Source organism: Qipengyuania sp. SM2507 (assembly GCF_053714505.1).
Window position 1 is genome coordinate 2,061,061 of record NZ_CM132307.1, and the last position, 18,320, is coordinate 2,079,380.

The 18,320-nt window shown below is 64.6% G+C and carries 20 protein-coding genes; 9 read left to right on the plus strand and 11 right to left on the minus strand.

Going from position 1 to position 18,320, the window contains the following annotated elements; all coding sequences use genetic code 11:
• Positions 1-41: 41 nt before the first annotated feature.
• The 7 genes from ACWIKC_RS10060 to hisB all read right to left on the minus strand — a co-directional run bounded on the left by ACWIKC_RS10060 (position 42) and on the right by hisB (position 3,764).
• The gene (locus ACWIKC_RS10060) at positions 42-419 is read right to left on the minus strand and encodes a histidine triad nucleotide-binding protein (RefSeq protein WP_454597367.1); all 378 of its coding nucleotides are present in this window, start codon (positions 417-419) and stop codon (positions 42-44) included.
• Positions 419-733, minus strand: a complete 315-nt coding sequence (locus ACWIKC_RS10065; protein ID WP_454597368.1) for a phosphoribosyl-ATP diphosphatase — start codon at positions 731-733, stop codon at positions 419-421. Before ACWIKC_RS10065 ends, ACWIKC_RS10060 begins: the two co-directional genes overlap by 1 nt.
• A gap of 32 nt (positions 734-765) precedes the next feature.
• The gene (locus ACWIKC_RS10070; protein WP_454597369.1) at positions 766-933 is read right to left on the minus strand and encodes a hypothetical protein; all 168 of its coding nucleotides are present in this window, start codon (positions 931-933) and stop codon (positions 766-768) included.
• A 107-nt stretch (positions 934-1,040) separates the two neighbouring features.
• Complete coding sequence (gene hisF, locus ACWIKC_RS10075) at positions 1,041-1,802, minus strand: imidazole glycerol phosphate synthase subunit HisF (protein WP_454597370.1); 762 nt, start codon at positions 1,800-1,802, stop codon at positions 1,041-1,043.
• Between the two features lie 7 nt (positions 1,803-1,809).
• Complete coding sequence (hisA, locus tag ACWIKC_RS10080) at positions 1,810-2,538, minus strand: 1-(5-phosphoribosyl)-5-[(5-phosphoribosylamino)methylideneamino]imidazole-4-carboxamide isomerase (protein ID WP_454597371.1); 729 nt, start codon at positions 2,536-2,538, stop codon at positions 1,810-1,812.
• Position 2,539: 1 nt separating this feature from the next.
• Positions 2,540-3,178, minus strand: coding sequence for an imidazole glycerol phosphate synthase subunit HisH (gene hisH, locus ACWIKC_RS10085; RefSeq protein ID WP_454597372.1), 639 nt, complete (start codon positions 3,176-3,178; stop codon positions 2,540-2,542).
• Positions 3,171-3,764: an imidazoleglycerol-phosphate dehydratase HisB gene (gene hisB / locus ACWIKC_RS10090; protein ID WP_454597373.1), complete on the minus strand. Its 594-nt coding sequence runs from the start codon at positions 3,762-3,764 to the stop codon at positions 3,171-3,173. The genes hisH and hisB overlap by 8 nt, the downstream gene beginning before the upstream one ends.
• Positions 3,765-3,889: 125 nt before the next feature.
• Between hisB and ACWIKC_RS10095 the strand changes: the two genes are divergently transcribed.
• From ACWIKC_RS10095 to ACWIKC_RS10110, 4 genes are all read left to right on the plus strand, one after another.
• Complete coding sequence (locus tag ACWIKC_RS10095) at positions 3,890-4,393, plus strand: SspB family protein (protein ID WP_454597374.1); 504 nt, start codon at positions 3,890-3,892, stop codon at positions 4,391-4,393.
• Positions 4,394-4,434: 41 nt separating this feature from the next.
• Positions 4,435-4,851 carry a hypothetical protein gene (locus tag ACWIKC_RS10100; protein WP_454597375.1) on the plus strand — a complete coding sequence of 139 codons (417 nt, stop codon included), beginning with the start codon at positions 4,435-4,437 and terminating at the stop codon, positions 4,849-4,851.
• 62 nt (positions 4,852-4,913) lie between these two features.
• A complete protein-coding gene (gene gmk, locus ACWIKC_RS10105) occupies positions 4,914-5,597 on the plus strand; it encodes a guanylate kinase (RefSeq protein ID WP_454597376.1) in 684 nt (227 codons plus the stop codon).
• Between the two features lie 134 nt (positions 5,598-5,731).
• Positions 5,732-6,520 (plus strand): EAL domain-containing protein, encoded by a 789-nt coding sequence (locus ACWIKC_RS10110; protein ID WP_454597377.1) that lies wholly within the window; start codon positions 5,732-5,734, stop codon positions 6,518-6,520.
• Here the strand turns inward: ACWIKC_RS10110 and ACWIKC_RS10115 are convergent.
• The 3 genes from ACWIKC_RS10115 to ACWIKC_RS10125 all read right to left on the minus strand — a co-directional run bounded on the left by ACWIKC_RS10115 (position 6,471) and on the right by ACWIKC_RS10125 (position 9,790).
• Positions 6,471-7,277, minus strand: a complete 807-nt coding sequence (locus tag ACWIKC_RS10115; RefSeq protein WP_454597378.1) for an SDR family oxidoreductase — start codon at positions 7,275-7,277, stop codon at positions 6,471-6,473. The genes ACWIKC_RS10110 and ACWIKC_RS10115 overlap by 50 nt on opposite strands.
• 91 nt (positions 7,278-7,368) lie before the next feature.
• Complete coding sequence (locus ACWIKC_RS10120) at positions 7,369-8,508, minus strand: acyl-CoA dehydrogenase family protein (RefSeq protein ID WP_454597379.1); 1,140 nt, start codon at positions 8,506-8,508, stop codon at positions 7,369-7,371.
• Positions 8,509-8,608: 100 nt separating this feature from the next.
• Positions 8,609-9,790 carry an acyl-CoA dehydrogenase family protein gene (locus ACWIKC_RS10125; RefSeq protein ID WP_454597380.1) on the minus strand — a complete coding sequence of 394 codons (1,182 nt, stop codon included), beginning with the start codon at positions 9,788-9,790 and terminating at the stop codon, positions 8,609-8,611.
• 168 nt (positions 9,791-9,958) lie between these two features.
• On the opposite strand from ACWIKC_RS10125, the gene ACWIKC_RS10130 reads away from it, so the two are divergent.
• The 5 genes from ACWIKC_RS10130 to ACWIKC_RS10150 all read left to right on the plus strand — a co-directional run bounded on the left by ACWIKC_RS10130 (position 9,959) and on the right by ACWIKC_RS10150 (position 15,887).
• Positions 9,959-10,840 carry an SDR family NAD(P)-dependent oxidoreductase gene (locus ACWIKC_RS10130; protein WP_454597381.1) on the plus strand — a complete coding sequence of 294 codons (882 nt, stop codon included), beginning with the start codon at positions 9,959-9,961 and terminating at the stop codon, positions 10,838-10,840.
• On the plus strand, positions 10,837-12,312 hold the full coding sequence (locus ACWIKC_RS10135) for an MFS transporter (RefSeq protein WP_454597382.1): 1,476 nt from the start codon (positions 10,837-10,839) through the stop codon (positions 12,310-12,312). Before ACWIKC_RS10130 ends, ACWIKC_RS10135 begins: the two co-directional genes overlap by 4 nt.
• An 85-nt stretch (positions 12,313-12,397) precedes the next feature.
• On the plus strand, positions 12,398-13,732 hold the full coding sequence (locus tag ACWIKC_RS10140) for an acyl-CoA dehydrogenase family protein (RefSeq protein WP_454597383.1): 1,335 nt from the start codon (positions 12,398-12,400) through the stop codon (positions 13,730-13,732).
• On the plus strand, positions 13,732-14,817 hold the full coding sequence (locus tag ACWIKC_RS10145) for a Zn-dependent alcohol dehydrogenase (RefSeq protein ID WP_454597384.1): 1,086 nt from the start codon (positions 13,732-13,734) through the stop codon (positions 14,815-14,817). Before ACWIKC_RS10140 ends, ACWIKC_RS10145 begins: the two co-directional genes overlap by 1 nt.
• On the plus strand, positions 14,817-15,887 hold the full coding sequence (locus tag ACWIKC_RS10150) for a phosphotransferase family protein (RefSeq protein ID WP_454597385.1): 1,071 nt from the start codon (positions 14,817-14,819) through the stop codon (positions 15,885-15,887). Before ACWIKC_RS10145 ends, ACWIKC_RS10150 begins: the two co-directional genes overlap by 1 nt.
• Here the strand turns inward: ACWIKC_RS10150 and ACWIKC_RS10155 are convergent.
• Entirely contained in the window at positions 15,884-18,292 is a 2,409-nt protein-coding gene (locus ACWIKC_RS10155) for a S8 family peptidase (RefSeq protein ID WP_454597386.1), read from the minus strand. The two genes, ACWIKC_RS10150 and ACWIKC_RS10155, sit on opposite strands and share 4 nt — an antisense overlap.
• Positions 18,293-18,320: the final 28 nt, after the last annotated feature.

Below are 18,320 nucleotides of genomic sequence, written 5' to 3' on the forward strand. Positions count from 1 at the left end.
CGACGAAAGCCGGTGGCCGTTTTTAAACGATAAGCGAGCGATCAGCGGGCAATCATGGGACCCAGCGGCTGGCCGCCGAAGATATGGACATGCAGATGCGCCACTTCCTGTCCGCCGTGCGCGCCGACATTGGCCATCAGCCGGTAACCCGGCTCGACCAGCCCCTTGTCGCGCGCCACCTTGCCCACCGCGCGGACGAAACCGGCGATTTCCTCGGCCCCGGCGTGCTGCGAAAAATCGTCCCAGCTGACGTATTTGCCCTTGGGCACCACCAGCGTGTGAATCTCGGCCTGCGGGTTGATGTCCTCGAAGGCATAGGCCCATTCGTCCTCATAGACCTTGGTCGAGGGGATATCGCCCGCCAGAATCCTGGCGAAGATATTGTCGTCGTCATAGGGTTGGGTGGCATCGATCGGCATCACTCGCTCCTGCTCGCTTTTTCATCCAGTCCCGACAGGCCCTCGCGGCGGTCGAGCTCGGCCAGGACCTGATCCAGCGCGATATCCTTCTCGCCCAGCAGTACAAGCAGGTGGAACAAGAGGTCCGCCGCTTCGCCGACCAGTTCTTCGCTGTCGCCCGAGAGCGAGGCGACCACGGCCTCGACCGCTTCCTCGCCCAGCTTGCGCGCGATCACGGGGAGGCCGCGGGCCTGCAATTGGGCGACGTAGCTGGAGGAAGGGTCGGCACCGCGGCGCTGAGCGATGGTGGCTTCGAGGCGGGTCAGCGTGTCCATGGCGCGGGTCATGGAAGGCTGCGCGGCGCGGGTCAATCCTGTGCGCGGTAACCCAGCGTGAGAAGACGCCCCAGTGCAATCCCGCCCAGCGAGATGCCGACCAGCAGCAGAGTGCTCGGCTCGCTCAACGCCTCGGCCGTCTTTTGGACGCCCGGAAGCATCGACAATTGGGATACGATCGCGATGGCGTGACTAGACATGGCGCAGCCATAGGCGCGCGGCGCGATGGCGGGGAATCAATCTTGCAAAGCGTCCCGCTTTGATACCCTCTTGTGGCTATTCAGCCGCGCCCGGTCATCAGCATGGGTCAGCCGCGGGCAGGCAGCCCCGCTGCGCGCAGCGCGTCATGCGCATCTGCGATGGTGTATTCGCCGAAATGGAAAATCGACGCCGCCAGCACTGCGCTGGCATGGCCCTCGCGCACGCCCTCGACCAGATGCTCGAGCGTGCCGACGCCGCCGCTGGCTACCACCGGCACCCGGACCGCATCGGCGATGGTGCGGGTCAGCTCCAGATCGTAGCCGCGCTTGGTCCCGTCGCCATCCATCGAGGTGACCAGCAATTCGCCCGCGCCCAGCTCGGCGAGCCGGATGGCGTGTTCGAGCGCGTCGATCCCGGTGGCTTTACGCCCGCCATGGGTGAAAATCTCCCAGCGGCCCGCTTCTGTCCTGCGCGCATCGACCGAGCCGACCACGCATTGGTTGCCGAAGCGCGCGGCGATCTCGCCGACCAGCTCGGGCCGCGCGACCGCGGCGGAGTTGACCGCGACCTTGTCCGCCCCTGCCAGGAGAAGCGCGCGCGCATCCTCGACGCTGCGCACCCCGCCGCCCACGGTCAGCGGCATGAAGCACACCGCAGCGGTCCGGCTGACGATGTCGATCAACGTCCCGCGCCCTTCGTGGCTGGCCGAAATGTCGAGAAAGCAAAGCTCGTCCGCTCCGGCTGCATCATAAGCCTGCGCCTGCTCTACCGGATCGCCGGCATCCCGAAGGTCGACGAAATTGACGCCCTTGACGACGCGGCCATCGGCGACGTCGAGACAGGGTATGACGCGGATGCGGACCGTCATGCGTGCCTCACGCCCGTTCCGCCATCTGGATCGCCGCCGCCAGATCGAGCCGCCCCTCGTAAAGCGCCCGACCGGTGATCACGCCCTCGATCCCGTCACTGGCGTGCAGGGCAAGCATGCGGATATCGTCCAGCCCCTTGACCCCGCCGCTGGCGATCACCGGAATCCGGACGCTGCGCGCCAGCTCGACCGTCGCGTCGATGTTGCAGCCCTTGAGCATCCCGTCGCGACCGATATCGGTGAACAGCAGGCTGGCGACGCCCGCATCCTCGAACCGCCGCGCGAGATCGCGAACGGGCACATCGGAGACTTCAGCCCAGCCCTCGGTCGCGACCATGCCGTCCCTGGCATCGACCGCGACGACGATGCCGTTCTCCCATTCCTTCGCCATGGCCTTGACGAATTCGGGATCCTTAAGCGCCGCCGAACCCATCACCACCCGCGCCACGCCGAGCGCGAACCAGCCCTCGACCGCGTTGGCATCGCGAATGCCGCCTCCCAGCTGCACATGGCCGGGGAAGGCATCGACGATAGCCTCTACCGCCTCGCGGTTTTCGGCGCGGCCCGCAAAGCTGCCATCGAGATCGACCACATGGAGGTACTGCGCGCCGGCCTCGGCAAACAGCATCGCCTGCGCGGCGGGATCGTCGCCATAGACCGTGGCGCGGGCCATATCGCCCTCGGCCAGCCGCACCACATCGCCGCCCTTGAGATCGATTGCGGGAAAGACGATCACGTCACGGTCTCCATTCGAGAAAACGTTCGAGCAGTGCAAGGCCATAGCCCTGGCTCTTTTCAGGGTGGAACTGGACTCCGAGGATGTTGTCGCGCCCGACCGCGGCGACCAGTCCGCCACCATGATCGGTCATCGCCACAACGTCCGCGCCGCTGTCGGCATGAAAATGGTAGGAGTGGAGAAAATAGGCCTCGCCCGGCTCGACCAGATCGTGATCGCGAGCATGGGGCGTCATGGCAACATCGTTCCAGCCCATATGCGGGATCTTGATAGTATCGTCATGCGGCTCGATCCGGCGGATTTCCCCGGAAATCCAGTCCAGTCCGTCGGTTACGCCATGTTCCAGCCCGCGGCTTGCAAGCAATTGCATGCCGACGCAAATCCCGAGAAACGGCGCTCCGCCGATGTGCACCCGTTCGGCAATCGCCTCCACCGCACCCTCGACAGCCCTCAACCCTTCGGCGCAGGCTTTGAACGAACCGACCCCGGGAAGAACGATCCGGTCGGCGGCGCGCAACACGTCCGGATCGGCGGTGACATGCACCTGCGCTCCCACGGATTTCCCCACCGATTTCAGTGCGTTTTCAACAGAGTGCAGATTGCCCGCGCCGTAATCGACCAGCGCAATGATCTCAGCCACCTAGCTGCCCCTTGGTGCTCGGCACCGCCCCACGCTTGCGCGGATCGATCTCGACCGCCTGACGCATCGCGCGCGCGAAACCCTTGTACAGCGCCTCGCAGATATGGTGGTTGTTCTGCCCATAGAGCAGCTCGCAATGCAGTGTGATTCCAGCAGCTTGCGCCACCGAATGGAACCAGTGTTCGATCAGCTCGGTGTCCCATTCGCCGAGCTTTTCCTGCGTGAAGCCGGCTTTCCACACCAGGAAAGGTCGCCCGGAAATATCCAGCGCGACCCGTGCCAGCGTCTCGTCCATCGGCGAATAGGCCGTGCCGTAGCGCGCGATTCCGCCCTTGTCGCCCAGCGCCTGCGCCAGCGCCTGGCCGAGCGCGATCGCACTGTCCTCGGTGGTGTGATGCTGATCGACATGGAGATCGCCCTGGACCTTCATCGTCACGTCGATCAACGAATGGCGCGAAAACTGTTCGACCATGTGATCGAGGAAGCCGATGCCGGTTTCCACCGCATAGCTTCCAGTGCCATCGAGATCGACCGTCACATGGATGGCGGTTTCCGTGGTGTTGCGTTCGATAGTGCCTGTGCGCATGGGCGCGAGCGCTAGAACCCTTGGCGGCATGGCGCAAGACGCGAGGGCAGTCTGGCGCGCTGGACGGGCAAAACAGTGGCGCAAGGCGCTTGACCCGCGAGCAGTGCCGCTCCACCTAGCACCGCATGAGCGACGATACACCCGACAGCCTGATCCCCTACGACGCCATCGTGCAGGAGGCCCTGCGCGCAGTGGTCGGCCGCGTGCTGGGCGAGATCGTCAACGCGGGCAGTGAACTGCCCGGTGCGCACCACTTTTACATCACCTTCAAGACCCACGCCCCGGGCGTCTCAGTTCCCAACTCGCTGCGCGAACGGTTCCCGGACGAGATGACCATCGTCCTGCAGAACAAGTTCTGGGACTTGCGGGTCGAGGAAGAGCTCTTCAGCGTCGGCCTGTCGTTCAACCAGATTCCCGCCGAGCTGGTGGTTCCCTATGCTGCGATTACCCAGTTCGTCGATCCGGCGGTGGACTTCGGGCTGCAGTTCCAGGCCACCGTCGCCGACATGGCACCAACCGCCACCGACGACCCCGGCAATGACGAAGCGGAACACGACGCCGACGGGACCGTTAAGGAAAGCAATGACGGCTCGAATGTCGTCACGGTCGATTTCGGCCGCAAGAAATAACCGCGCAGTCTAGCGTCTGCGCCGCAACGGGGCAGACTCTCATGGCAAAACCAACCCACCTGACCGACACCGTCTCCGACCGGATCGACGATGCCGCCGATGCGCTCTCTGGCGAGCGCGACACGGTACCGGGCCCGAGTACCAATCCCTCGACCAACCTCATCATCAACGACATTCTGCTCCGCAGCGTGGGTCGGTTGTCGCGGCTGACCGTGGAAAAGGCGGTGCTGGGCCGCAAGTACGGCAGCCAGTTCGCCAAGGACGCGGTCGAAAACCGCTCGCTGCTGCATACGATGGCCGCGTACGGCGTAACCAAGGTCGCAACCCGCTCGATTCCCGGCGCCGCGATCGTCAGCACCGGCCTCGTTCTCAAGGTCCTGTTCGACCGCAGTCAGTCGCGCCGCAAGTCCCGGCGTGCTGGCGAGAGCGCACTCCGCAAGCAGGCGAAGCCCGACTGAGCATCGCGTGCTGAAACATCACGGGGCTTGATTTGCCCCGCCGCCATGGGCCAACAGCCCCCATGGCCCAATCCCCCCCTTCTAGTGGCTCGCAGCCCGACATCGACGTCGACACCGAGTCCGACGCGCTTCACCGCCGCGGCCTGATGTATATTCTCTCCTCGCCTTCGGGGGCGGGCAAGACGACCATCTCGCGCATGCTGCTAGCCGCCGACGAGGACATCAAGCTTTCCGTGTCCGCCACCACGCGCCCGCCGCGACCCGGAGAGATTGAGGGCGTCCACTATCATTTCGTCTCGGACAGCGAATTCGACGCGATGATCGAGGATGACGATTTCTATGAATGGGCGCATGTCTTCGGCTATCGCTACGGCACCCCCAAAGGCCGCATCCGCTCTGCGCTGAAGGACGGGCAGGATTTTCTGTTCGACATCGACTGGCAGGGCACGCAGCAGCTTTTCCAGAAAGATCAGCAGGATGTCGTCCGGGTCTTCATTCTCCCGCCCAGCCTCGACGAATTGCAACGCCGGTTGACGGGCCGCGGAACCGATTCCGCCGAAGTAATCGTCGGCCGGATGGAACGCGCGCGCAGCGAGATCAGTCACTGGGACGGCTATGACTATGTGATCATCAACGACGATGTCGATGCCTGTTTCGCCAAGGTCCACCAGATCCTCGCCGCCGAGCGGATGAAGCGCCAGCGCCAAACTGGCTTGATCCCCTTCGTGCGTGAACTGATGCTGTGACAAGCCGGCTTTGGCGGCCTATTATTCGTTAGATAAATCAACCCGTTTACCCGATATTAGCTCTCTGCCTTTTACCGGTCACTGGTTAAGGAGACCGTCGCGTGAAATCAGGGTGCCAAGGGTGCAGGTCGGAAATGCACGAATTCGACATTTCGATGGCTTTTCAGCCGATCGTCGATGTCGAGACTGGCAAGCCGTTCGCTTTCGAAGCTCTGGTTCGGGGCGGTAACGGCGAAGGTGCAGCCGAAGTTCTGGCGAGCGTCTCGGATGAGCGCCGTTACGCCTTCGATCAGAAATGTCGGGTCGCGGCGATCGAGGGCGCGGTGGCTGCGGGTATCCTCGACACCGGCGCTTGCCTGTCGATCAATTTCCTGCCCAACGCGGTCTATTCGCCGCTGGCCTGCATCCAGCTCACGCTCAAGACCGCGCTGGCGACGGGCTTTCCGACCGAGCGGCTGATCTTCGAATTCACCGAAAACGAGGAGATGATCGACAGCGATCATGTCCGCAGCATCATCGAGGCCTATCAAAAGCTCGGCTTCGGCACCGCGATCGACGATTTCGGCGCCGGACATGCCGGCCTTGGCCTGCTGGCAAAATTCCAGACCGACTATCTCAAGCTCGACATGGCGCTGATCCGCGATCTGGACCACTCGAGGCCACAGCGTCTGGTGGTCGAGGGCGTGGTGCGCATGGCGCATTCGCTCGGCATCGGCGTGATCGCCGAAGGGATCGAGACCGTCGCGGAATTCGAGGCGCTGCGAAAGATGGGAGTGCGCTACATCCAGGGCTATCTGCTCGCCCGGCCCGAGTTCGAGAGCCTGCCCGCGATTCATCTGCCGAGCGAGCGGATAGTGGTCGAAGCCGCCGAGGTCAGCGCCCTCCGGCGGGATCGGCGAAGTGCGTCGGTAGGTGGGCGTTGACGATACCGCCATCCACCGCGAGCGTTTCGCCCACGGTGTAATCCCCCGCGCGGCTCGCCAGATAGACGGCGCTGCCGCCCATATCCATGGCATCGCCGACGCGCCTGTTGGGAATGCCCTTCGCGCTTTCATCCGCCATGTCGCGCGCGACCTTGTTCATGTCCGAGGGAAAGGCGCCGGGCGCAATCGCGGTGACATAGACATGGTCCTGCACCAGCCGCGCAGCCATGCGGCGGGTGAGATGGATCAGCGCGGCCTTCGACGCCTGGTAGGAATAGGTTTCCCAGGGGTTGATCCTTAGCCCGTCGATGCTGGCGATGTTGATGACCTTGGCCGGTCGCTCGTGGCTGGCGGCGGCGGTCAGCAGCGTGTGGAGCTTCTGCGTCAGGAAGAAGGGCGTCTTGACGTTGAGGTCCATGACCTTGTCCCAGCCCTGCTCGGGGAAATCGAGATAGTCGTTCCCCCAGGCGGCGCCGGCATTGTTGACCAGAATGTCGAGCTTGCTCTCGCGACCGGAAATTTCCGCCACCAGCTCGTCGATCCCTGCCATGGTCGAGATGTCGCCCTGGATCGGGACGACCTTGTCGCCCAATTCCGCAGCGGTTTCGTGCAGCTCGCCGCCCTTGCGCGCAGTGATGTAGACCCGGTCGACCCCGGCGGCGAGGAAGCCTTCGACGATCATCCGTCCGATGCCACGGCTGCCGCCGGTGACGAGCGCGGTGCGCCCCTCGAGGCTGAAAAGGTCGTTGAGATTCATAGTATCGTCTCCCGTGGTGGCAGCGGAACCGCTCCGCTTACCCGGTGAATGTCCCGCCGTCGCAGGCCCGAGCCGGCGGCGGTTTCTCGGATCAGTAGCCGCTCATCTCGGCGACGCGGCCCGCGTGGTAATACTGGTCGCCCAGGAATTCCTGCAGTGCGCGGTCGCGCTTCATGTAGAGGCCGATGTCGTATTCGTCGGTCATCCCGATGCCGCCGTGCATCTGCACGCCTTCGCGGACCGCAAGACCCGCCGCCTTGGCGACCTTGGCCTTGGCGACCGAAGCCATCAGATCGGCCTGCTCGCTGCCGCCGTCGAGCATCTGCGCCGCCTTGATCACGACCGCGCGGGCGATCTCGACCTCGGAATAGAGATGGCTGGCGCGGTGCTGGAGCGCCTGGAATTCGCCGATCAGCCTGCCGAACTGCTTGCGCTGCTTGAGATAGTCGATGGTCATGTCCATCGCCCCACGCGCCACGCCCGCGCCTTCGGCCGCCGCGCCGATGCGGCCCGCGGTGAGCATGGCGTTGAGCACCGCTCGCCCGCCGTCGACCTCGCCGATGACCGCATCGCCGTCGAGTTCGACACCGTCGAACTTGGTGTGCGTTGCGACCGAGCTGTCGACCAGCCGGACCGCGTCATGGCTCATCCCGCTGGCATCCTTGGGGACCGCGAACAGCGTGATTCCGTCTTCGTCGCTGTCGCCGCCAGAGGTGCGCGCGGCGACGATCATCATGTCGGCGCTGGCACCATGGATGACGAAATCCTTCTGCCCCGAGATCCTGAAGCCATTGCCCGATTTCTCCGCCTTGGTGCGGATCGTCTCGGGTCGGTGCTTGGCGCCCTCGTCGATGGCGACGGCATAGACTTTCTCGCCTTCGACCATGCCGGGGAGCCAGCGACCCTTGGCGTCGTCGCTGGCATGCTTGAGCGCGGTCGCCGCCAGCACCGAGCTGGTGAGGAACGGCGAGGGAGTCAGGTTGCGACCGATTTCCTCGAGCACGATTCCCGCTTCGACATTGCCCATCCCGAGCCCGCCGTGATCTTCGCCGACCAGAATGCCGGTGAAGCCCATCTCGGCGAACTGCTTCCACAATTCATGGCCGAAACCGTCCTTGCAATCCTTGTCGCGCCAGTGGCGCAGCTGTTTCTGGGTGTTGCCCTGTTCGGACATGAACTGGCTGGCGCTTTCGGCCAGCATCGCCTGATCGTCGTCGTGATAGAGTGGCATGATGTTCCCTTTTCGTCATCCCGGCGTGACCGGGATCTGGTGCCGCGCGGCCTGAGCCCGCGGAGAAAGACCCCGGCTTTCGCCGGGGCGACGTGAATAGTTAGGCGCCGGGCAGATCGAGGATCCGCTTGGAAATGACGTTGAGCATCACTTCGCTGGTGCCGCCTTCGATCGAATTGGCCTTGGTCCGCAACCAGTTACGCGCCGGCTTGCCACCGCTGGTGTCCTCGCTCTCCCATTCCAGGGCGCGCGAACCGCCTGCTGCCATCATCAGCTCGTGACGGCGCTTGTTGAGTTCCGTGCCGACGTATTTCATCATGTTGGGCTGCGCCGGATGGCCCTTGCCGGCCTTCATCTCGTCGAGGAATTTCTCCCCCATCGCGGCATAGGCCAGTGCATCGACATCGAACATCGCCAGTTCGGCGCGCAGCACCGGGTCGATCTCGCCGACATTGCGCTTCACCGCCGCGCCGATGGCGCTGGTGCGATCGCCGCCGCCCGCGCCCGAGATCATCTCGCGCTCGTGGCCCAGCAGATATTTCGCCACATCCCAGCCGCGGTTGATTTCGCCGACATAGGCCGGGACGTCCTCGCCATAGCTCTTGGGCACCTTCACATCGTCCATGAAGGTTTCGCAGAACGGGCTGTTGCCGCTGATCAGCTTGATCGGCTTGGTGCTGACGCCCTCGCCCGCCATGTCGAACAGCATGAAGGTGATGCCCTGGTATTTGTTCTCCTTGTCCGTGCGGACGAGGCAGAAGATCCAGTCGGCTTCGTCGGCGTAAGAGGTCCAGACTTTCTGGCCGTTGACCACCCAATGGTCGCCCTTGTCTTCGCCAAAGGTCTGCATCGAGACGAGGTCGGATCCCGAACCCGGCTCGGAATAGCCCTGGCACCAGCGGATTTCGCCATTGGCGATCTCGGTGAGGAAGCGCTGCTTCTGGCCCTCTGTACCGAAATGCAGCAAAGCCGGGCCGAGCATCCAGATGCCGAAGCTCGAAAGCGGCGGGCGCGCGTCGATCCGTGCCATTTCCTGGCGCAGGACCTTGCCCTCGGCCCCGGTCAGCCCGGCGCCGCCATATTCCTTGGGCCATTCGGGAACCGTGTAGCCCTTGTCGCGGCAGGCTTCGAACCATTGCTTCTGCGCATCGCTCTTGAAGCTGGCGTTGCGCCCGCCCCAATAGACGTCGCCTTCGTCGCGTACGGGTTCGCGCATTTCGGCCGGGCAGTTCGCCTCCAGCCAGTCGCGAACTTCGCTGCGGAATCCTTCCAGATCGGACATAGGTCTCTCCTCTCAGTGCCTCGTCTCTTGACGTTAACGTTAGGTCGATTCGCCCCTCCGCCGCAAGGGTAATGACGGTGAAGCGCCATGCCGTAGCGTCAGCCGGTTTGCGTTGACCCGCTGGCCCGCAGCCCTAAGTTGCGAGGCCAGAGAGAGTGGGAGAAAACAGTGCGATTCTCGGGAAAAACCGTGGTCGTGACCGGCGCTGCAGCGGGCATCGGGGCGCAAAGCGCCCGGCTGTTCGCTCGCGAGGGCGCCATCGTCATTGCCAGCGATATCGATATCGAAGGCGGCGAGCGACTGGCGCGCGAGAGCGAAGGCGACATCCGCTTCCGCCACTGCGACGTCTGCGATGTCGAGGCGATCCGCGCGCTGATGGATTTCGCCGCGAGCGAGACCGGCGGGATCGATTGCCTGCTCAACAACGCAGGAGCCGGCGGCGCCCGCGCGCGGATCGACGAGATCGATCCCGCGGACTGGGATTCCACCATGGACCTGTTGCTGCGCTCGGTCGCGATGGGGATCCGCTACGCCGTGCCGCATATGGTCGGTCGCCCTTCGACGCGGACCGGCGGCGCGAGCATCGTCAATATCTCCAGCGTCGCCGCGGTCGGACCGGGTTATTCGCCCACCGCCTATGCGGTCGCCAAGGCCGGGGTGCTGCATGTCACCAAAATGGCGGCTGCCGATCTTGCCCGCCATTCGATCCGGGTCAACGCGGTCCAGCCGGGCTTCATCAACACCGACATCTTCACTTCCTCGCTCGACATCTCGGGCGAGGCCAAACAGATCGCCAAGGGCGTGCTGGCGCAAATGTCGAGCAACGCCCAACCGGTCAAGCGCGGCGGCCAGCCTGCCGACATCGCCGAGGCGGTGGCTTTTCTGGCGAGCGAGGCCGCGGGTTTCGTCAACGGCACCTCGCTGCTGGTCGATGGCGGGATCACCATCGGCCCGCGCGAAAGCTGGGACGAGGATTCGCCCAAGATGTTCGATGCGCTGCTGGCAATGGCCGAGGCAGCGGAAAAACAGGTGAGCGACGCCAGGAAATGAGTTTCGTCACCGGCCCGCTTCCCCAGCGGCTCAAGATCATCCACGGCTTCGGCGCCGTCGCCTTTGGCGTGAAGGACAGCGGCTTCAGCTTCTTCCTGCTGATCTTCTACAATCAGGTGCTCGGAATGGATGCCGGGATGGTCAGCCTCGCGCTGGCCGCGGCACTGATCGTCGATGCCTTCGTCGATCCGATACTCGGCAATCTGTCGGACCGGACCTACACAAGCTGGGGTCGGCGCCTGCCATGGCTCTACGCCGCGGCATTGCCGCTGGCGCTGGCCTGGGCGGTGCTGTGGAACCCGACGATCGACGGCACGCCAAGCTTCTGGGAGCTGCTCGGGATCTGCGTGGTCGTGCGCGTGCTGCTCTCCGCCTGCGAGGTGCCCTCGGTCAGCCTGCTGCCCGAGATCACGCAGGATTACGACGAACGCACCACGCTGTTCCGCTATCGCTACCTGTTCGGTTGGATGGGCGGGCTGGTGATGATGCTGCTAGCCTACACCGTCTTCATGCCGGGCTCCGAAGGGCTGCTGCAGGCTGGCGGATACAGCTATTTCGGCATTTTCGGTGCGTTGCTCATCTTCGTCTCGGTGGTCGGCTCGGCGATCGGGCAGCACAAGCTTGTCGCGCATCTGCCGCCGCACAAGCCGCCGCCCTTCACCATCCGCGGCGCCTTTTCCGAGATCGCCGATGCCTTTCGCGAAAAGGCCTTCCTGATCTTCGCACTGGGCGGGTTGGCGGCTTACATCAGCCAGGGCATGACCTTCTCGATCACCAATTATCTCAACCTCTTCGTCTGGCAGATGTCGAGCGTCGAACTGGTCGGCTATCCGGTGGTGCTGTTCCTGTCGGTGGTGATGATGTTCTTCGTCGTCGGGCCGATGCATCGGCGCTGGGGCAAGGCAAGGACCGCAGCGATCGGCGCGATCGCCAGCGTGATCTTGCTCGCGACGCCCTTCCTGCTGTTCCTGACCGGCTATTGGCCAGAGGTCGGTGCGCCACCCGCAGCGGGCGAGACCGGCGCACTCGCGGCGGTGCAGACCTCCACCCTGCTCTATTTCGGCTTCCTGCTGTTCGCCAACATGTTCGGCATCGTGATGATGATCTCGGCCTCCTCGATGATCGCCGAGATCGTCGAGGCCTTCCAGGAACGCAGCGGTCGGCGGGCAGAGGGTTCCTTCTATTCCGGCAATTGGTTCATCCAGAAATGCGCCACCGGTGCCGGCATCTTCGTGACCGGTCAGATCATCGGGCTGTCGCAATTGCCTGCCAGTTCCGCGCCCGGCACGGTCGAACAACCTGTCCTGGCGAGCATGATCCTGCTCTATCTGGGCGCATCGATCGCGCTGGCGCTGTTTGCAGCCTTCTGGCTTGCGCGCTTCCCGATCGGGCGCGAGGATCACGAGGCAAGGCTCGCAGCGCTCGACCGCGCGGCGCGGGCGGATGTGGATGCCGCTGTGACCCCGCCCTGACGCAACACCCGGATTTTGCTTGGCGCAGCGTGCCCGCTCTGCCAGTTTCATTGAGCAACGAAAATCAATCGAGAGGATAGTGGATATGGATTTCGAACCCACCGAACGGCAGGTCTATTGGCGCGACAGGGTCAGGGATTTCATCGCAAACCATGTCCGGCCCGCCGTCCCGACCTATCGCGAACAGGATGCTGCCGGCGATCGCTGGAAGGTGATCCCCGTGGTCCAGGAGCTGAAAGCCAAGGCCAAGGAGCAAGGCATCTGGAACCTGTTCATGCCGCCGCGCAACGACAGCCACCACCATGTCGATGACAGCTATGAGTTCGAGGGCCCGGGCCTGACCAATCTCGAATATGCGCTCTGCGCCGAGGAGATGGGCCGGATCGGCTTTGCCTCCGAAGTCTTCAACTGCTCGGCGCCCGACACCGGCAACATGGAAGTGTTCCATCGCTACGGCACGGCTGAGCAGAAGGACCAGTGGCTGACCCCGCTGATGAATGGCGAGATCCGCTCCGCCTTCCTGATGACCGAGCCCTTCACCGCCTCTTCCGATGCAACCAATATCGAAACGCGGATCGAGCGCGATGGCGACGAATACGTCATCAATGGTCGCAAGTGGTGGTCGTCGGGGCTTGGCGATCCGCGCTGCAAGGTCTCGATCGTGATGGGCAAGACCGACCCCAATGCCGGGCGCCATGCGCAGCAGTCGATGATCCTGATGCCCAATGACGCCAAGGGCGTGAACATCCTGCGCCACCTGCCCGTCTTCGGCTACGACGACGCGCCGCACGGCCATATGGAGGTCGAGCTCAAGGACGTCCGCGTGCCCGTCACCAACATGCTGCTGGGCGAAGGCCGCGGCTTCGAGATCGCGCAGGGCCGCCTCGGCCCGGGCCGCATCCATCACTGCATGCGGACCATCGGTGTGGCCGAGGAAGCGCTCGAGAAGATGTGCCGCCGGCTGCAGGAGCGCGAAGCCTTCGGCAAGCCGATCTACAAGCATTCGGTGTGGGAGGAACGCGTTGCGCGCGCCCGGATCGATATCGACATGACCCGTCTGCTCTGCCTCAAGGCGGCGGACATCATGGACAAGGTCGGCAACAAGAACGCCAAGCAGGAAATCGCCATGATCAAGGTCCAGGCCCCGAACATGGCGCTCAAGATCATCGACGATGCCATCCAGGCGCATGGTGGGGGCGGCGTGTCCGAGGATTACGGGCTCGCCAACGCCTATGCCCATCAGCGCACGCTGCGGCTGGCGGACGGGCCCGACGAGGTCCACGCCCGCTCGATCGCCCGGATGGAATTCGCCAAGCATGCACCGCAGGAAGGCCCCAGCGCCAACGCTCTGCGCGATGGCAAGGGGCCGGCGCGCAATGACAACCTCATGAGTTCGGGCGACATGGGGGCGACCCGCTAATGGCCAAGGCAGCAATTCTCGAGCAAGTCGGCAAGCTCACGATCGGCGAGGTCGAACTCGCCGATCCACTGCCGCATGAAGTGCTGATCGACACCAAGGCCTGCGGGCTGTGCCATTCGGACCTGCACTTCATCGACGGCGCCTATCCGCATGCCATGCCCGCTATCCCGGGGCACGAGGCAGCGGGCGTGGTCCGCGCGGTCGGTTCAGAGGTCAGAACGGTCAAGCCGGGCGATCATGTCGTCACCTGCCTCTCGGCCTTCTGCGGCCATTGCGAGTTCTGCGTCACCGGTCGCATGGCGTTGTGCCTGGGGGCGGACACCCGCCGCCAGCAGGCGCAAAGCCCGCGCATCACCCGCAACGGCGGCGAGACGGTAGCGCAGATGCTCAATCTCTCGGCCTTTGCCGAACAGATGCTGATCCACGAGCACGCCTGCGTGGCGATCGACAAGGAGATGCCGCTCGACCGGGCGGCGGTGATCGGCTGCGCGGTCACCACCGGGGCGGGCGCGATCTTCAACGCCTGTTCGGTGGTGCCGGGCGAATCGGTCGCGGTGATCGGCTGCGGCGGCGTCGGCCTTGCCGCCATCAACGCGGCGCGGATCGCGGGCGCGGGCCAGGTCATCGCGCTCGACCCGATTCCAGAGAAGCGCGAACTCGCCAAGGTGCTTGGCGCGACCCATGTAATCGATGCCATGGCCGATGATGCGGTCGAACAGGTGATGAAGATCACCGGAACCGGCGTGCATCACGCGATCGAGGCGGTCGGTCGCCAGGCCAGCGCCGACCTGTCGGTGAAAATCCTGCGGCGCGGCGGCACCGCCACGATCCTCGGCATGATGCCGCTGGATTGCAAGGTCGGCCTGGGCGCGATGGATCTGCTCAGCGGCAAGAAGCTGCAGGGCGCGATCATGGGGATGAACCGTTTCCCGGTCGATCTGCCGCGGCTGGTCGATTTCTACATGCGCGGGTTGCTCGATCTCGACACGATCATATCCGAGCGCATCGCGCTGGAGGATATCAACAAGGGATTCGACACGATGCGCAACGGCCATTCGGCGCGCAGCGTGATCGTGTTCGACTGATGGATATCGATTTCGACAAGGAAATGGTCGGCACCGTCGAAGTGGCCGGCAATGACAAGCTCGATCTCGACCGGTTGACCGAATGGTTCACCGCGAACGTCGAGGGTTTTGCCGGGCCGATCGAATATTCCAAGTTCAAGGGCGGGCAATCCAACCCGACCTATCGGATCGACACGCCGGCCAAGTCCTATGTCCTGCGCCGCCAGCCCTTCGGCAAGCTGCTCCCCAGCGCGCATGCGGTGGATCGCGAATACAAGGCGATGGCGGCGTTGGGCCCGACCGGTTTCCCGGTGCCCCGGACCTATGGCCTGTGCGAGGATCGCGAAGTCGTGGGCGCAATGTTCTTCGTCATGGGGCTCGCCGACGGGCGCAGCCTGTGGAACGGCGCGCTGCCCGGCAGCACGCCGGAGGAACGCCGCGCGATCTACAATTCCATGATCGACACCATGGCCGATCTGCACCTGCAGGATCCCGATGCCATCGGCCTGGGCGATTTCGGCAAGTCGCAGGATTATTGCGCGCGCCAGATCGGCCGCTGGTCGAAACAGTACAAGCTGTCCGAGACCGACACCATTCCCGAGATGGACCGGCTGATCGAATGGCTGCCCGAGACGATCCCGCCGCAGCATGAATCCTCGGTGGTCCATGGCGACTACCGGCTCGACAATCTGATCTTCGAGAAGGATGCCTCGCGGGTGCTGGCGGTGCTCGACTGGGAGCTTTCGACGCTGGGCGATCCGATCGCCGATTTCAGCTATCTCATGCTCAACTGGCACAATCCCGCAGACGGCCGCGCCGGGCTGCTCGGGCTCGATCTCGCCGAACTCGGCATTCCCACGCAGGAAGAGGCGGTCGAGCGCTATGTCGCGCGCACCGGCTATCCGGTCCCGCCGATGGACTGGTATTTCGCCTACAATCTGTTCCGGCTGGCCGGGATCATGCAGGGCATCAAGAAGCGGGTGATCGACGGCACGGCGTCATCGTCGCACGCCAAGCAGATGAGCGAACGCGTGGTGCCCCTGGTCCAGCGCGCGCATGAATTCGCGCTGCAGGCGGGGATGCCCGCCTAGAAACCCTTGCGCCAGGTCACCGCCACGCCCGCATCGTCGGGTGCGGCGGCGTAATGGCCGGGATCGGTGCGGTAGTAGAGGCTGGCGCTGGCCTGACCGTTGGCAAAGGGGCCGCGCCAGCTCATCTCGCCCACGGTCTCGCGACCCGTCGGGCTGAGCGATAGGCGGCGGGTTCCGAAACCTGCGGTTTCGGTCGCATAATCGTAGCTCACCGGCAGCAGGACATCGATCCCGCCCCCGGTCACCCGCAACGGCTGCGCGAGGCGAAGGCCGAAGCTGTCCCCGCGGGTGAACAACCCGCCGCGCGACAGGTCGAACGACCAGGCGTTGCTCTGGAACCCCGAACCGGCTGCCACCAAGCCTGTCCGACGCGGGCTAGTGAAGCCATGGCGATAGCTCGCTCCCAATTGCCAGCCTGCGAAGAGGTCGATCGCGGTGGCGGTGTCGAGAAAGAGCGTGTCCGCGCCGGTCGCGCCGAAGCTGTCGTTGAGGAAGGCGCCCAGCATGGTCGCATCCTCCTGCAGCCAGGTGACGCCGAACACGGTGTCGAGCGGACCGAGCTCGCGATCTGCGGAGAGGCCGAAGCTGCGCGTGGCGTGTCTTTCGCGCGGCCCTCGGAGCATGTCGCGCCCGTCGCGGTAATTGCCGAGCCAGGCCTCGCCGGTCTCTGCGCTGGCCGTAAGACCCCAGCCACCCCATTGCTGGCGCAAGGCAAAACCTACGTCGCTGGTGCGCGCGAAGCCCATATCGCCGACCGCATCGCGCGCGATCAGGAAGGCGGGCTGCCGCGCGCCCTGCAATTGTGCGGTCAGTCCTTGTGCGCCTTCGCGCAGCGCGAAACCGACCTCGAGCTCCGGCGCGATCCGTGCCAACACGCGGGCAGCCAGAACCCTCGCACCTTCCGCCTCGTAGCTGGTAAGATTGAGCTGGCGCGCCATGGCGCTCTGCGCGTCGAACCGTTGCTCGTCGACGGTGAAGGCCAGCGAGAGAGCCTCGTTTCCAAGCGCTATATGCTGGCGACCTTGCTGCAGCGCCCCATGCAGTTTGAGATCGGGCACCGCGCCGCGCAGCCCGGTCCCGTAATTGAACTGATAGGCGCGCCGATAGCTGTCGAGCAGCACGCCCTGCAAGTTCTGTGGCGTCGCAAAGGCATCGCCCATCGCGGCGGACCCGACGGCGGCGGTCTCGCCGATGCGAACGACCGTGGTCCCGCCTGCAAGCGTGGTGGTGCCGCGGGGGGCAAAGGCTGCGGCGATGTCAAGGCTGCCGCGCCCGTAGGTCGCATCGACCCCGTTCTCGCCGAGGTCCCGGGCTGAAGCGAGCAGGATCTCGACGATCTGTCGCCCGCTCAGATTGGGGAAGGCCTGCTTGAGCAGCGCGACCGCCCCCGCGACCTGCGGCGCCGCGAAACTGGTGCCCGAGAACAGCAGCCGGAAGCTCCCGTCCGCATCCTGGCCGACGAAGACCTCGCCATTTTGATAGACGCAGCAGATGCGTTCGCCGCGCGCGGTCAGGTACCAGTCCGCCTGGCTTCCGGCGCGCTGGCTGAAGCTGGACAGCTGAAAGCCCTCGCCGATCGACCCGACGATGATGACATTGTCACCCCCCGCCTGGCGAATCCCGCGGGCGAAATTGGTCGGTTCGTTGGGATTGACCGCGCTCTCGCTGCCATCTCCGCCATTGCCGGCAGCGACAACGATGACCACGCCGGCAGCCGATGCACGTGACACTGCAGCCAGCACTTGGGTACCGGGATTGCCCCCACCAAGGCTTATATTGACCACGGTAGCGCCCGAAGTCACCGCCTGGTCGATGCCCCTCGCGATGTCGTTGTCGAGGAAGCTGCATCCCAGCGTGGTGTCCTCGGGCGTATCCGTGCCGCAGGTCCCTACGCGATCGGCGCGCAGCACGAGCAGATCCGCGTCGAAGGCGATGCCGAGGACACCGATGTTGTTGCGCGCCGCGGCGGCGACCAGCGCGACATTGGTACCGTGATCGTCCTCCGCCTCGAACCCGCGATTGGCGGCGACGTCGCGGGAATCGGGATGGATACGACCGACAAACTCCGGACTGTCGCTGTCGATCCCGGTGTCGACGATCGCGATGAGCGCTCCGTCGCCGGTGACCCCTTGCGTCCACGCGCTGACCGCGCCGTGCTGTTCAGGTCCGTCCGACAGCCGGAATTCCGCGGTGTTGAAGTTCTCGGTCGGCGGAGGCGTTGGGGTGGGTGTGGGGGTCGGTGTGGGGGTCGGTGTGGGGGTCGGTGTTGGCGTCGGTGTCGGCTGAGGTGTTGGCGTGCTGGATACACCGCCCGAGCCGCCACCGCCGCATGCGGCCAGCAGGGCGAGCGGTGCCAGCGCGGCCCCGGCGCGAAGAATGGCGGAAGATCTCGAACCGGTCGACATTTGCATACCCTTTCGCGGCCCAGCCTAT